We start from the raw sequence: 14,151 nt of genomic DNA, 5'->3' as shown, positions 1-14,151 counted from the left end.
TCGCCGGCCCCGGCGGCCGTCGCGCGGTTTTCCGCGCCCCTGGAGGCGGGTGGGGGCCCGGGTCAGGAGGGGACTCGGTGTCTGCCGGCCTGGGTGGGGTGGGGCGGGAAGGTGACCGGCGTGGTCGGGGGGACCGTCGAGCGCCAGAGCCGGCGGGCCGCGGTGAGCGCGGCGGCGGCCAGCAGGCCGTTGCGCAGCACCAGGAGTGTCACGCCGTACCAGTCGCTCGCCACCACGTGCGTGAAGCCGAGCGGGAACTCCAGGACGGTCACGAAGGAGGCGAGCACCACCATCAGCGCGGGCGCCCCCATGCGGCTCGCCCGGTGCGTCAGACAGACGGCGGCCAGCCCGATCAGCCACACCAGGTACTGCGGACTGATCACCCGGCTGGTGACCGTGAACAGCAGCACCGCCGTGAAGGCCGCGTCGGTCAGGGTGGGCGGCGTGAGCCGGCCCGCCCGCAGCCGCCACAGCAGCAGCCAGCCGAACGCGGCCGCGGTCAGCGCCAGCGCCCCCGCGCTGACCTGGTCCACATGCGGGCCGAGGAACTCGATCGACCCGTAGTTCAGCAGTACCTCGCCGCTCCAGCCGAAGTGCCGGGCCACATGGAAGACCAGGGCGCCCAGCGACTCCACCTCGGTGCCCCGGTCCCGCTGGAAGGTCAGGAAGGCGAAGGCGCCCGGCATGGACACCGTGAACAGCGCCGCGAGGCCTGTCGCGGTCACCGCCGCCGACGCCCACGCCCGCCGCCCGGCACCGATCAGCAGCAGGGCGGGCCACACCTTCAGCAGCGCCCCGAAGGCCGTCAGCGCGCCCATCACCCGCGGGTGCCGCACCCCGGCGAGCAGCGCCGCCACCGCCACCGTGGTCACCATCACGTCGTAGCGGGCGTACACCGTCGGCCCGAGCAGCGGCACTCCGGCCACCCACACCCAGGTCCCGCGCCGGGACCGGCCGGGCCGTCCGCCCGTCCGGAGCAGCAGCACCAGGACCGCCAGGTCGGCGAGGGCCGCCAGCACGAAGAAGGCGTGCGGGTAGGACAGGAAGGGCAGCAGGGCGGGGGAGAGGACGGGCAGCGCGGCGGCCGGCGGGTACTGCCAGGTGACGTCGTCCAGCGGAAACGTTCCCTGCCGCAGCACCTCGTACCAACCGCGGTAGATCACCGACACGTCGGAGGTGACGTCCGGGCCGGGGAAGAGCAGGACCCGGAAGACGAACAGCAGCAGCACCGCACGGGTGACGCCCCAGGCCGCCAGCGGCCCGGCCGGCGACCGCCGGGCGGCCTTCGTCTCCACGTCATCCCCTGTCGTTCGATGCCGGTCGGTGTCCCGGTGCCACTGCCCGGCGTTCGATTCCGCGTCCATGATGGCCTGCACACCTGTGCGCATGCCACAGGCTCGGCCGCGCCCGGCCCCGAACCGCCGATTCGGTAGGGTCGGCGGCGATGCACAAGACCCTGATCGTCACCAACGACTTCCCGCCCCGGCCGGGCGGTATCCAGGCCTTCCTGCACAACATGGCCCTGCGCCTGGAGCCCGGCCGGCTGGTCGTCTACGCCTCCACCTGGAAGCACGGCCGGGAGGGTGCCGAGGCCACGGCCGCCTTCGACGCCGAGCAGCCCTTCACCGTCGTACGCGACCGTACGACCATGCTGCTGCCCACCCCGCGGGTGACCCGGCGGGCGGCCGGGCTGCTGCGGGAGCACGGATGCACCTCGGTGTGGTTCGGCGCGGCGGCACCGCTCGGCCTGATGGCTCCCGCGCTGCGCGGGGCCGGCGCCGAGCGCCTGGTGGCCACCACTCACGGGCACGAGGCCGGCTGGGCCCAGCTGCCCGCCGCCCGGCAGCTGCTGCGCCGGATCGGGGAGTCCACCGACACGATCACCTACCTAGGCGAGTACACCCGCTCGCGGATCGCCACCGCGCTGACCCCGCAGGCGGCCCGGCGCATGACGCAGCTGCCGCCGGGGGTCGACGAGAAGACCTTCCACCCGGGTTCCGGCGGCGCCGAGGTCCGCGCGCGCCTCGGTCTCACCGACCGGCCGGTGGTGGTCTGCGTCTCCCGGCTGGTGCCGCGCAAGGGCCAGGACACCCTCATCCGGGCCATGCCGCGCATCCTGGCCGCCGAGCCGGACGCCGTGCTGCTCGTCGTGGGCGGCGGTCCCTACGAGCGGGACCTGCGCCGGCTGGCCCGGGAGACGGGCGTCGCCTCCGCCGTCCGCTTCACCGGTGCCGTGCCCTGGTCCGAGCTGCCCGCGCACTACGGCGCCGGCGACGTCTTCGCGATGCCCTGCCGTACCCGGCGCGGCGGCCTGGACGTCGAGGGACTCGGCATCGTCTATCTGGAGGCGTCCGCCACCGGTCTGCCGGTCGTCGCCGGTGACTCCGGCGGCGCCCCGGACGCGGTGCTGGACGGGGAGACCGGCTGGGTGGTGCGGGGCGGCGAGCCGGCCGAGGCCGCCGAGCGGATCGCGGCCCTCCTGGGCGATGCCGAGCTGCGCCGCCGGATGGGCGAGCGGGGTCGGCGCTGGGTCGAGGAGAAGTGGCGCTGGGACCTGCTCGCGGAGAAACTCAAAGCCCTGCTCTAATACTTGCCGCCGCTCTGGCCGGAACCGGAAACTCCGCACATGCTGCGCGCATGACAGCAAAACTGATGCAGCGTCAGCTGACGAAACGTCACATCCTGGGCATGATGGCCCTGCAGACCGCCGCCGCGGCCGGTCTCACCCGCGTCGGCCTCGAATCCGCCCACGCGGCCGAACCGGCCGCCGTCGACAACGCCCCGGCCATCGTGGTCGGTTCGGGCTACGGCGGTGCCGTGGCCGCCCTCCGCCTCGGCCAGGCCGGCATCCGCACCCTCGTCCTGGAGATGGGCCGCCTGTGGAACACCGCGGGTGACGACGGCAAGGTGTTCTGTTCCACCAGCGCTCCCGACCAGCGCTCCATGTGGTTCCGCACCCGCACCGAGGCCCCGCTGGCCACCTTCCTGTGGCTGGACCTCGTCAACAAGGACATCGGCGCCTACCCCGGCGTGCTCGACCGGGTGCACTACGACCACATGTCCGTGTACGTCGGCCGGGGCGTCGGCGGCGGCTCCCTGGTCAACGGCGGGATGGCGGTCACCCCGCCGAAGTCCTACTTCACCGAGCAGTTCCCCACCGTCGACGCCGAGGAGATGTACGCCACCCACTTCCCGCGCGCCCGCTCCATGCTCGGCGTCAACAGCGTCGACCCGGCCTGGTTCGAGTCCACGGACTGGTACAAATTCACCCGCACCTCGCGCAAGGCCGCCGCCAACGCCGGCCTGAAGACCACCTTCGTGCCGAACGTCTACGACTTCGGCTACATGCAGCGCGAGGCGGCCGGCACCGCCACGAAGTCCGCCCTCGCGGGCGAGGTCATCTACGGCAACAACCAGGGCAAGCGCAGCCTCGACAAGACCTACCTCGCCGCCGCCCTCGGCACCGGCAACGTCACCATCAACACCCTGGAGCGGGTGAAGTCGGTCGGCAGGGCGGCCGACGGGTCGTACGTCCTGACCACCGACCGCATCGACACCACCGGCACGGTCGTGGAGAGCAGGCAGTACAGCTGCACCTATCTCTTCCTCGGCGGCGGCAGCCTCGGCACCACCGAACTCCTCGTCCGCGCCCGCGACACCGGCACCCTGCCGGACCTGAACGCCGAAGTGGGCGCGGGCTGGGGCACCAACGGCAACACCATGGTCGGCCGCGCCAACCACGTCTGGGACACCGTCGGCCCGAACCAGGCGACCATGCCCGTCATGGGCATTGACGACTGGGCCAACACCGCCAACCCGGTCTTCGCCGAGATCGCCCCGCTGCCCATGGGGTTCGAGCACTGGATCAGCCTGTATCTGGCGATCACCAAGAACCCCGAACGGGCCTCCTTCGCCTACGACTCCGCCTCCGGCGCGGTGAAGCTCGACTGGAACCCCGCCCAGAGCGCGGTGTCGGTGGCCATGGCCAGGAAGCTGTTCGACCGGATCAACCTGGCCAACCTGACGATCTACCGGTACGACCTGTTCGGCTCGTCCAGCAAGGTCTTCGCCGACGACTTCACCTACCACCCGCTGGGCGGCTGCGTGCTGGGCGGGGCGACCGACGACTACGGCCGGGTCAAGGGCTATCCCCGGCTCTACGTCACCGACGGCTCGCTCGTGCCCGGCTCGATCGGTGTGAACCCCTTCGTCACCATCACCGCGCTCGCCGAACGCACGATGGCGCGGGTCCTCGCCGAGGACACCGCGCCATGAGCGAAAGCGCCGGTCACTTGGCGTAGATCGCCTCGATCTCGTTCGCGTAGTCCTTCGCCACCACGTTCCGCTTGAGCTTCAGCGACGGCGTGAGGTGGCCCGACTCCTCCGAGAACTGGGAGGACAGAATGCGGAACTTCCGCACCGATTCCGCCTTCGACACCGCGGCGTTGCCGTCGTCGATCGCCGCCTGGACCGCGCCGATGAGATCCGGGTCCTCGCGCAGCGACGCCGCGGTGGAGCCCACCGGCTTGCCGTGGTCCGCGGCCCACCGGGCGAGGAACTCCTCGTCGATGGTGACCAGCGCACCGACGAACGGCCGCCCGTCGCCCACCACCATGCACTCCGCGACCAGCGCGTGCGCCCGGATCCGGTCCTCTATCACGGCCGGTGCCACGTTCTTGCCGCCCGCCGTGACGATGATCTCCTTCTTGCGGCCGGTGATCCGCAGATAGCCGTCCTCGTCGAGGGTGCCGATGTCACCGGTGTGGAACCAGCCGTCCGCCAGCGCCTCCGCGGTCGCGGCCGGGTTGTTCCAGTACTCCCTGAACAGGTGCTCGCCGTGCAGCAGCACCTCGCCGTCGTCGGCGATCCGCACCACCGAGCCCGGCAGCGGCTGGCCGACCGTGCCGATCTTCTGCCGGTCCCAGGGGTTGAACGCGGTCGCCGCGCAGGACTCGGTCAGGCCGTAGCCCTCCAGCACCGTGAACCCGATGCCCCGGAAGAAGTGGCCGAGCCGCTCGCCCAGCGGGGCGCCGCCGGAGATGGCGTACTCGCCCCGGCCGCCGAGCACCGCGCGCAGCTTGCCGTAGACCACCTTGTCGAAGACCTTGTGCTTGAACTTCAGGCCGAGCGACGGGCCCGAGGCGCTGTCCAGCGCCTTGCTGTAGGCGATCGCGGTGTCCGCCGCCTTGTCGAAGATCGCGCCCTTGCCGTCGGCCTGCGCCTTGGCCCGCGCCGAGTTGTAGACCTTCTCGAAGACCCGCGGCACACCGAGGATCAGCGTCGGCCGGAAGGCGGCCAGTTCGTCGGTGAGGTGGCTGATGTCCGGGACGCAGCCCAGCTTGATCGGCGCCATCATCGGCGCGATCTGCACGAGCCGCCCGAAGACGTGCGCGAGCGGCAGGAAGAGCAGGACCGAACACTCCCCGGTGCGGAACAGCGGGCGCAGTCGCTCCACGATGTTGCCGCACTCGGCGAAGAAGCTGCGGTGGGTGAGCACACAGCCCTTGGGGCGGCCGGTGGTGCCGCTCGTGTACACGATGGTCGCCGGGTCGTCGGCCTTGGCGAGCGAACTGCGCTCCTCGACCGTCTCGTCCGACACGTCCTGTCCGAGCCGGCCCAGCTCCTCGACCCCGCCGGCCTCGATCTGCCAGAGGTTCTTCAGGGCGGGCAGCGACTCGCGCACCGCCTCCACGGCCGCCGCGTGGGTGTCCAGTTCCACCACGCACGCGGTCGCGCCCGAGTCCGACAGGATCCACCGCACCTGCTCCGGCGAGCTGGTCTCGTACACCGGCACGGTGACGGCGCCGGCGCTCCAGATCGCGAAGTCGAGCAGCGTCCACTCGTAGCGGGTGCGGGACATCAGGCCCACCCGGTCGCCCGGCTGCACCCCGGCGGCGATGAGCCCCTTGGCGGCGGTGCGCACCTCGGCGAGGAACTCCCGCGCCGTCACGTCCTGCCAGGCACCGCCCACCTTGCGGGCGATGACGGCGACGTCGGGATGCTGCGCGGCGTTTCTGCGGACGATGTCGGTCAGATTCCCGTCCGCGGGGACCTCGTACAAAGCCGGAAGGCTGAACTCGCGCAAGACTGCTGCTCCTCATAGGGCGCCGGCGCCACGACACTGTGTGATGCGACGGTGCGGTCCAAGGCTCGGGCAAGTGCTCGTGGATTCGGATGTTGAAATCCTGAGCACGACTGGACTGCCCGGACGTTACCCGCCGGTATGGCGTCTACGACAGGGGGTCCCCGCGAGATGTTCGCTGCGTCACACAGGCTGGCTCTCCTTCGCGCACAGTAGTCCACGGCCGAACCGACCGGCGAGTAACCCCAGGCGGGACCGACACTGTTCACCTGGAGCGCACAGGCCTACCCTTGATCGCCATGGCATCCACACCCTCCGGATCCTCCGGGCCCTGTGGCCCCTCCGGCAAGCGAAGGACGCGCGTCCACGTGGTGAGCGACGTGCACGGCAACGCCCGGGACCTGGCCCGGGCCGGCGAGGGTGCCGACGCCTTGATCTGTCTGGGCGATCTCGTGCTCTTCCTCGACTACGCCGACCACTCGCGCGGGATCTTCCCCGACCTCTTCGGCGAGGAGAACGCCGACCGCATCGTCGAGCTGCGCACCTCCCGCCGCTTCGCCGAGGCCCGCGAGTTCGGCGCCCGGCTGTGGGCCGGCATCGGCACCGACCGTGCCGGGGCCATCGAGAAGGCGGTGCGCAAGCAGTACGCCGAGCTGTTCGCCGCGTTCCCCACCCCGACGTACGCCACCTACGGCAACGTCGACATGCCGCCCCTGTGGCAGGAGTACGCCCGCCCCGGCACCACCGTGCTGGACGGCCAGCGGGTGGAGATCGGCGGCCGGACCTTCGGCTTCGTCGGCGGCGGCCTGCGCACCCCGATGCGGACGCCGTACGAGATCGGCGACGAGGAGTACGCGGCGAAGATCGAGGCCGTCGGCGAGGTCGACGTGCTCTGCACACACATCCCGCCCGAGGTGCCCGAGCTGGTCTACGACACCGTCGCGCGCCGCTTCGAGCGGGGCAGCCGGGCCCTGCTGGACGCCATCCGCCGGACCCGGCCCCGCTACGCGCTGTTCGGCCATGTCCACCAGCCGCTGGCACGCCGGATGCGGATCGGCGCGACGGAGTGCGTCAACGTCGGCCACTTCGCCGGGACCGGCAGGCCCTGGGCACTCGAATGGTGACCGGCGGACCTGGGGGTGAGAGCGGCCGCCCGGTGGCGCGGTAGCCTTCACGCTGCACACACGTGCGCAGCCCGGCGCACACAGACCTCTTCATACGGCGCGCATCCGGAGGAGCCACGGCGATGGCGGAACACACCAGTTCGAGCATCACGATCGAGGCCGCTCCGGCCGACGTCATGGCGGTGATCGCCGACTTCGCGCGCTACCCGGACTGGACCGGCGAGGTGAAGGAGGCGCAGGTCCTCGGGACCGACGAGCGGGGCCGCGCCGAACGGGTCCGCCTCGTCATGGACGCCGGCGCCATCAAGGACGACCAGACCCTCGCCTACACCTGGACCGGCGACCACGAGGTCTCCTGGAGCCTGGTGAAGTCCCAGATGCTGCGCGCCCTGGACGGCTCGTACCTGCTGAGGCAGGCCGACGCCGGCGCCACCGAGGTCACCTACCGGCTCACGGTGGACGTCAAGATCCCCATGCTCGGCATGATCAAGCGCAAGGCCGAGAAGGTCATCATCGACCGGGCCCTGGCGGGCCTGAAGAAGCGGGTGGAGTCGGGCCGGTAGGCCCCGCGGCGGGTGCGGCCGAGCCCCGCTCGCGACCGCGCCCGTCTCCGTTACCGTTCACCCTCATGCGCACCATCCTGATCACGGGCCCGGGCGGCAGCGGCCGTACGACCGTCGCCGCGGCCACCGCACGGCGCGCCGCGGCCGAGGGCACCCGCACGCTCCTGCTCAGCGCCGATCACACCGACACCGCGGGCGCGGCGCTGGGCACCGGGACGGGAGCGGCCCCCGCCGAGGGCGCCGGGGACCTCACCGCCGGGAACCTCACCACCTGGCGGCCCGACGCGGCCGACCGCTTCCGGCAGGACCTCACCCTCTTCCAGACCCGCGCCGCGAGCGTCCTCGACCTGCTGGGCGCCGCCCGCCTGGACGCCGAGGAGGTCACCCCACTGCCCGGCGCCGAGGAACTGTCCCTCCTGCGCGCGCTGCGGGACGCGGCCCTCTCCGAGCGCTACGACCTCCTCGTCGTCGACCTGCCGCCCCTGCCGCAGGCCCTCGCCCTGCTCGCCCTGCCCGAGGAACTGCGCCGCTATCTGCGCCGCCTGCTGCCCGCCGAGCGGCAGGCGGCCCGCGCCCTGCGCCCGGTCCTCGGGCGGCTGGCCGGCGTCCCCATGCCCGCCGACTGGCTGTACGAGACCGCCGCCCGCTGGGACGTCGAACTGGCCGCCGTCCAGGCCGTCCTCGCCGACCGGACCACCGCCGTACGGCTGGTCGCCGAACCCGGACCGGCCGGCGCCGAGGCCGTCCACACCGCCTGTCTGGGGCTGGCGCTTCGCGGACTGCGCACCGAGGCCCTGGTCGCCAACCGCGTCCTGCCCGACACCGGCGGCGACACCTGGTTCGCCGGACTCCTCGCCCAGCAGGGCAAGACCCTCGCCGAGTGGCGCGAGCTGCCCTGCGCCCTGCACACCGTCCCCCACCTCGGACGGGACCCGCGCGGCGCCGAGGACCTCGACGCCCTGCGCGTGCCGGCCGTCAACCAGGCGCCCGACCCGGTCGAGTGGCCCGTCGCCGACCGGATCGCGCAGGACGGCGTGCTGGTCTGGCACATCCCGCTGCCCGGAGCGATACGGGAGGAACTGGACCTGGTCCGGCGCGGCGACGAACTCCTGATCAGCGCGGGTTCCTTCCGCCGGATCGTCCCGCTGCCGTCCGCCCTGCGCCGCTGCACCGTGGCCGGGGCGGGACTGCGCGAGAGCGAGCTGCGGATCCGGTTCGCCCCCGACCCGGATCTGTGGCCAGGCGCCGGACGGTGAACGCCGTACGCCCGTTCAGGTACCGTCGGAAGGGCGAATCGTAGTCAGGAGTCCGCCATGAGCGAAGAGCGCCCAGCATCCGGCCCCTACGAGGAGGAGCAGGCGCGGCCCGCCGACGCCGACGCCTGGGCCGCGGCCTGCGCCGAGGACCTCGCCGCCGAGAAGGCCCGCCGCCGCACCGAGTACGGCCCGCCCCCGGGCTCGGCCGCCGAGGAACTCAAGCGGCTCGTGGACACGGTGGCCGAGAAGCTGTCCGGCCTCCAGTCACCGCTGCTCGGGGCCCTCGCCGGACCCGCCGCCCAGCAGGTGGTGCGCCAGGTCGTGCAGCAGGCCAAGGCCGCCGTCGAGCCCGTCATCGAACGCAACCCGGACGTCTTCGACCACCTCGCCCAGGCCGGCACCGAACTGCTGGCCGCCTACCGCTCCGCCGTCCAGGCCCAGGAGCACCGCTGGACCACCGGCGCGGCCGACCTGAAGGACGAGCGCCCCGGCCGCCCCGACCGCCCCGACGGGGGCGAGGGCACCGGCCCGGGAGAGCGTATCGACCTGGACTGAAGCCCTGCCGCGACAGGGCCTCGGGTACGGTTGGCCGTAGCGGGGCTCGACCGGAACTGAGGGATTCATGGGACTCACCATCGGCGTCGACATCGGCGGCACGAAGATCGCGGCCGGCGTGGTCGACGAGGACGGCAACATCCTCTCGACCTTCAAGGTGCCGACCCCCACCACGCCCGAGGCCATCGTGGACGCCATCGCCTCGGCGGTGGAGGGGGCGCGCGCGGGGCACGACATCGTCGGTGTGGGCATCGGTGCCGCCGGTTACGTCAACCGGCAGCGCTCGACGGTCTACTTCGCGCCCAACATCGACTGGCGCAACGAGCCGCTCAAGGAGAAGGTCGAGGCGCGCACCGGCCTCCCGGTCGTGGTCGAGAACGACGCCAACGCGGCCGCCTGGGGCGAGTACCGGTTCGGCGCGGGCAAGGGCCACCGGAACGTCATCTGCATCACGCTCGGCACCGGCCTCGGCGGCGGCATCATCATCGGCAACAAGCTGCGCCGCGGCCACTTCGGCGTGGCCGCCGAGTTCGGCCACATCCGGATGGTCCCGGACGGTCTGCTGTGCGGCTGCGGCTCGCAGGGCTGCTGGGAGCAGTACGCCTCCGGCCGCGCCCTGGTCCGCTACGCCAAGCAGCGCGCCAACGCCACGCCCGAGCGGGCCGAGGTCCTGTTGTCGCTCGGCGACGGCACCCCCGACGGCATCGAGGGCAAGCACATCTCCATGGCCGCCCGCCAGGGCGACCCGGTGGCCGTGGACTCCTACCGCGAGCTGGCCCGCTGGGCCGGAGCCGGTCTGGCGGACCTGGCCTCCCTGTTCGACCCGTCCGCGTTCATCGTCGGTGGCGGCCTCTCGGACGAGGGCGACCTGGTCCTCGACCCGATCCGCACCTCGTACAAGCGCTGGCTGGTCGGCGGCAACTGGCGGCCGGTCGCGGACGTGATCGCGGCCCAGCTCGGCAACAAGGCGGGCATGGTCGGCGCGGCGGACCTGGCCCGCGAGCCCGACCCGATCATGTGACGTTCGCTTCACGGTGTGCGGTCAGCGCACCGAACCGAGGGCGCGGGGATCCGTGCGACCAGCCACGACGACGCGGCGGTCGCGCACGGAACCTCGCGCCTTCGGCGCCTTCGGCCATGACGCGCCCCGGCTCCCCGGCGGCGTAAATTGACGGCATGGCAACCCCGCTGCTCCCCAACTCCCGCATGGAAGCCGACGGTTCCGCGGTCGTCAGGGTCCTGAGCTACAACGTCCGTTCGCTGCGCGACGACACCGACGCCCTGGCGAGGGTGATCAGCGCGTGCGCTCCCGATCTGGTCCTCCTCCAGGAAGCACCCCGCTTCTTCCGCTGGCGCAAGAAACTCACCCGGCTGGCGGCCGCCTCCGGCCAGGTCCTCCTCACCGGCGGCGCCACGGCGGCGGGACCGGCGATCCTGTGCAGCCTGCGGGCCACGGTCGAACGCACCGAGGACGTCCTCCTGCCGCTCACCCCCGGACTGCACCGGCGCGGATTCGCCACCGCCGTGGTCCGCTTCGGCGATGTCCGCCTGGGCGTGCTCAGCTGCCACCTCAGCCTGCGGCAGGACGAACGCCGGCAGCAGGGTGCCTTGCTGCTGGACCGCCTCGCCGGTCTGGGCGTGGCGCACACCGTGGCGGGCGGCGACCTCAACGAGCGTCCCGACGGGCCCACCTTTCGCGAGCTCTCCGGCGCCCTCCAGGACTGCCGGGTCGCGGCTCCCTGGGGTGGCGAGTTCACCTCCACCTCGGCCGACCCCCACCAGCGCATCGACGCGATCTTCGCCGACCGGGGCGTCGAGGTGCTGGGCTGCGGCGTCCCGCTGGACCAGCCCGGCGTCACCCGGGCCGACCTGGTGGCGGCCACGGATCACCTTCCGGTGCTGGCCGCGCTCAGGATTCCGCCTGCTTGAACCAAGTGGCCACGGCCCAGGAGTACGGGATTCCCGGCGTCGCCGTCGGTGTGGTGACGCAGTGGGCGAGGAGATCCACCTCGCCCACTGCGTCACCGACGCCGACCACCCGCTGCCGGTCGACGCGCACACGCTCTTCCACCTGGTCTCGGCCTCCAAGAGCTTCACGGCGACCGCCCTGATGCGCCTGGCCGAGCAGGGCCGGGTGGATCTGGCCGCCCCGGTCCGCCGCTACGTCCCCGAGCTGCGGCTCGCCGACGAGGACGCCGCCGCGAGGGGGGTTCAGGCGGGGCCCACGAGCTGCGGTCCCCTCAGACCACGGCCCCCCGGCCGGGATCGTCGCCCTCCTCGTCGTCCGTGCGCATCCGCGTCACCAGCGTCGCGAAGCCGCCGAGGAAGCCGCCGATGGCGAGGGTCGTCAGCCACCAGGTCATGTCCCAGCCGAACAGGACCGCCAGCAGCAGCAGGAGCGGACCGCCGACCACGCCGAGCCAGGCGAACTTGGCCGTGGCGTCGGCGGCCGGCAGCGGAGGCGGCTCCGGCGGGACGAAGTGGCCGTCGTCGTCCTCGTCGAAGTCGTCCTCGGACGGCTCGGCCGGTGTGTGGTCGCGCGGACCGACGCCGGGCGCGAACGAGACCGAACTGCCCAGCGGCCGCACCGGACGCGGCTCGGCCGTCCGCTCCGCGCCGGTGTCGGTGTCCGGCTCCGGCAGCGCGAGGTCCTCCACCGACCGGAAGGGCCGGGAGCCCGGCGGATCCGGTGGTTCCGCGCCGTACCCCGCGACGATGGCCTGCCAGGCGGCCTCCTCGTCGAAGGGCACTCCCTGTTCGTCCGGCTCGCGCTCCTCGCGGTTGTCGCGGTCGGAGTCGTGCTCAGCCAACTGCGGCCGTCCCTTCTGTGCCGACACTGGGTGCGAGCCGGCCGATGAAGGCGAGGCTCTCCTCGAAGATCCGGTCCGCATCCTCGTCCAACGTCGCGACGTGGTAGCTGTGTTCCAGCACCAGCTCCGTCACGTCCACGGACGACACCCGGCTCAGCACCCGGGCCGCGTCCGCCGCCGGGACGACATGGTCCCGCGCGCTGCGCAGCAGCAGCAACGGCTGGGTGACCTGGGGCAACTCCCCGTCCAGCCGGCGCAGGAACACCCGCAGCGAGTGCGCCGCGTGCAGCGGCACCCGGTCGTAGCCCACCTCCGCCGCGCCCTCCTTCGCGATGTCGCTGGCGATGCCCTTCGTCGTCCGTACGAGGTGTCGGGCGACCGGCAGGGCGTACGCCGACAGGCCGTGCACCTTGTTCGCCGGGTTGACGACCACCGCGCCCGCGACCCGCGCGCCGTGCCGCGCGGCCAGGCGCAGCGCCAGCGCGCCGCCCATCGACAGGCCCGCGACGAAGACCCGGGAACAGCGCTCGGAGAGCAGGCGCAGTTCGCGGTCCACCTCCGCGTACCAGTCCTGCCAGCCGGTGAGCTGCATGTCCTCCCAGCGCGTGCCGTGGCCGGGCAGCAGCGGCAGAGACACGGTCAGGTCGTGGGCCGCGTGGTGCTCCGCCCACGGGCGCAGCGACTGGGGTGAGCCGGTGAAGCCGTGACAGAGGAGGACGCCCACTTCCCCGCCCTCGTGGCGGTACGGCTCGGCTCCGGGGAGAACCGGCACCTTCGACTCTCCTGTTCCTGGGAGGGCCCTGTCCGGCGACCGGTCAAGGCGGGAAGAAAAGTGCGGATGTGCTTCACCGTACGCGACCGCACTGACACCGACCAGGGTCGTCGGGCCCTTTGACGGTGCTCCGGGTTAAGGTCTGTTCGACGCAAACAGGAGGCACACGGGTGTTGTACGGCACGATGAAGGTCGCCATCGGCGGGCCGCTGAAGGTCGCCTTCAGGCCCTGGGTGGAGGGACTGGAGAACATTCCGGCCGAGGGCCCCGCCATCCTGGCGAGCAACCACCTGTCCTTCTCGGACTCGTTCTTCCTTCCGACGATGCTGAACCGCAAGGTCACCTTCATCGCGAAGGCCGAGTACTTCACCACCCCCGGCGTGAAGGGTCGGCTGACCGCCGCGTTCTTCAAGGGCGTCGGCCAGCTCCCGGTGGACCGCTCGGGGGCGCGCGGCGCCGGCGAGGCGGCGATCAAGAGCGGCATAGAGGTGCTGGAGCGCGGCGAGTTGTTCGGCATCTACCCGGAGGGCACCCGCTCGCCCGACGGCCGGCTCTACCGGGGCAAGCCCGGCGGCCTGGCCCGGGTGGCGCTCGCCACCGGCGCGCCGGTCATCCCGGTCGCCATGATCGACACCGAGAAGATCCAGCCGCCCGGCAAGGTGGTGCCCAAGCTGATGCGGCCCGGCATCCGCATCGGCAAGCCCCTGGACTTCAGCCGCTACCACGGCATGGAGCACGACCGCTTCGTCCTGCGCGCCCTGACCGACGAGGTCATGTACGAGATCATGAAGCTCTCCGGCCAGGAGTACGTCGACATGTACGCCACCGCCGCCAAGCGGCAGATCGCGGAGGCGGCGAAGGCGGCCAGGGAAGCGGAGAAGAAGGCCGAGGCCGAGAGGAAGGCCGAAGCGGAGAAGCGGGCGGAGGGCTAGCCGGCCGCGGCGACCCCCGGGGGGCGGGGGAGCGGGCGGAGCGGCGGCCGGAGAGCG

The 14,151-nt window shown here is 72.4% G+C and carries 14 protein-coding genes and 1 pseudogene; 10 read left to right on the top strand and 5 right to left on the bottom strand.

The window, feature by feature from the left end:
• Window positions 1-62: 62 nt before the first annotated feature.
• Entirely contained in the window at window positions 63-1,295 is a 1,233-nt protein-coding gene (locus ACIBA9_RS14065) for a glycosyltransferase 87 family protein (RefSeq protein WP_399362972.1), read from the bottom strand.
• A gap of 149 nt (window positions 1,296-1,444) precedes the next feature.
• Between ACIBA9_RS14065 and ACIBA9_RS14060 the strand changes: the two genes are divergently transcribed.
• Window positions 1,445-2,587, top strand: coding sequence for a glycosyltransferase family 4 protein (locus ACIBA9_RS14060; protein ID WP_399362703.1), 1,143 nt, complete (start codon window positions 1,445-1,447; stop codon window positions 2,585-2,587).
• A 50-nt stretch (window positions 2,588-2,637) separates the two neighbouring features.
• Window positions 2,638-4,275, top strand: coding sequence for a GMC oxidoreductase (locus ACIBA9_RS14055; RefSeq protein ID WP_399362701.1), 1,638 nt, complete (start codon window positions 2,638-2,640; stop codon window positions 4,273-4,275).
• A 13-nt stretch (window positions 4,276-4,288) separates the two neighbouring features.
• On the opposite strand, the gene ACIBA9_RS14050 is transcribed toward ACIBA9_RS14055, so the two are convergent.
• Window positions 4,289-6,085 (bottom strand): AMP-dependent synthetase/ligase, encoded by a 1,797-nt coding sequence (locus tag ACIBA9_RS14050; protein WP_399362699.1) that lies wholly within the window; start codon window positions 6,083-6,085, stop codon window positions 4,289-4,291.
• A gap of 296 nt (window positions 6,086-6,381) precedes the next feature.
• On the opposite strand from ACIBA9_RS14050, the gene ACIBA9_RS14045 reads away from it, so the two are divergent.
• The 6 genes from ACIBA9_RS14045 to ACIBA9_RS14020 all read left to right on the top strand — a co-directional run bounded on the left by ACIBA9_RS14045 (window position 6,382) and on the right by ACIBA9_RS14020 (window position 11,509).
• Window positions 6,382-7,206 (top strand): metallophosphoesterase, encoded by an 825-nt coding sequence (locus ACIBA9_RS14045; protein WP_399362697.1) that lies wholly within the window; start codon window positions 6,382-6,384, stop codon window positions 7,204-7,206.
• A 122-nt stretch (window positions 7,207-7,328) separates the two neighbouring features.
• Entirely contained in the window at window positions 7,329-7,769 is a 441-nt protein-coding gene (locus ACIBA9_RS14040; RefSeq protein ID WP_362154040.1) for an SRPBCC family protein, read from the top strand.
• A 65-nt stretch (window positions 7,770-7,834) separates the two neighbouring features.
• Window positions 7,835-9,025: an ArsA family ATPase gene (locus ACIBA9_RS14035; RefSeq protein WP_399362694.1), complete on the top strand. Its 1,191-nt coding sequence runs from the start codon at window positions 7,835-7,837 to the stop codon at window positions 9,023-9,025.
• Between the two features lie 57 nt (window positions 9,026-9,082).
• Entirely contained in the window at window positions 9,083-9,580 is a 498-nt protein-coding gene (locus ACIBA9_RS14030; protein WP_399362692.1) for a DUF5304 domain-containing protein, read from the top strand.
• A 67-nt stretch (window positions 9,581-9,647) separates the two neighbouring features.
• Window positions 9,648-10,601: an ROK family glucokinase gene (locus ACIBA9_RS14025; protein ID WP_362154033.1), complete on the top strand. Its 954-nt coding sequence runs from the start codon at window positions 9,648-9,650 to the stop codon at window positions 10,599-10,601.
• 155 nt (window positions 10,602-10,756) lie between these two features.
• Window positions 10,757-11,509, top strand: coding sequence for an endonuclease/exonuclease/phosphatase family protein (locus ACIBA9_RS14020; RefSeq protein ID WP_399362690.1), 753 nt, complete (start codon window positions 10,757-10,759; stop codon window positions 11,507-11,509).
• On the opposite strand, the gene ACIBA9_RS14015 is transcribed toward ACIBA9_RS14020, so the two are convergent.
• On the bottom strand, window positions 11,490-11,651 hold the full coding sequence (locus ACIBA9_RS14015; protein ID WP_399362688.1) for a hypothetical protein: 162 nt from the start codon (window positions 11,649-11,651) through the stop codon (window positions 11,490-11,492). The genes ACIBA9_RS14020 and ACIBA9_RS14015 overlap by 20 nt on opposite strands.
• On the opposite strand from ACIBA9_RS14015, the pseudogene ACIBA9_RS14010 reads away from it, so the two are divergent.
• A pseudogene (locus tag ACIBA9_RS14010) lies at window positions 11,622-11,705 on the top strand (serine hydrolase); the annotation flags it as partial. The gene ACIBA9_RS14015 and the pseudogene ACIBA9_RS14010 sit on opposite strands and share 30 nt — an antisense overlap.
• A gap of 115 nt (window positions 11,706-11,820) precedes the next feature.
• On the opposite strand, the gene ACIBA9_RS14005 reads toward ACIBA9_RS14010, so the two are convergent.
• A complete protein-coding gene (locus ACIBA9_RS14005) occupies window positions 11,821-12,390 on the bottom strand; it encodes a hypothetical protein (protein WP_362154025.1) in 570 nt (189 codons plus the stop codon).
• Complete coding sequence (locus ACIBA9_RS14000) at window positions 12,383-13,162, bottom strand: alpha/beta hydrolase (RefSeq protein ID WP_399362685.1); 780 nt, start codon at window positions 13,160-13,162, stop codon at window positions 12,383-12,385. The genes ACIBA9_RS14005 and ACIBA9_RS14000 overlap by 8 nt, the downstream gene beginning before the upstream one ends.
• 185 nt (window positions 13,163-13,347) lie before the next feature.
• Between ACIBA9_RS14000 and ACIBA9_RS13995 the strand changes: the two genes are divergently transcribed.
• Window positions 13,348-14,094, top strand: coding sequence for a lysophospholipid acyltransferase family protein (locus ACIBA9_RS13995; protein ID WP_399362970.1), 747 nt, complete (start codon window positions 13,348-13,350; stop codon window positions 14,092-14,094).
• Window positions 14,095-14,151: the final 57 nt, after the last annotated feature.

Source organism: Streptomyces sp. NPDC051452 (assembly GCF_044454765.1).
Taxonomy (GTDB): Bacteria; Actinomycetota; Actinomycetes; order Streptomycetales; family Streptomycetaceae; genus Streptomyces.
Note: the sequence above shows the minus strand (reverse complement) of the source record. Positions and strands in the feature narration are given on the sequence as shown.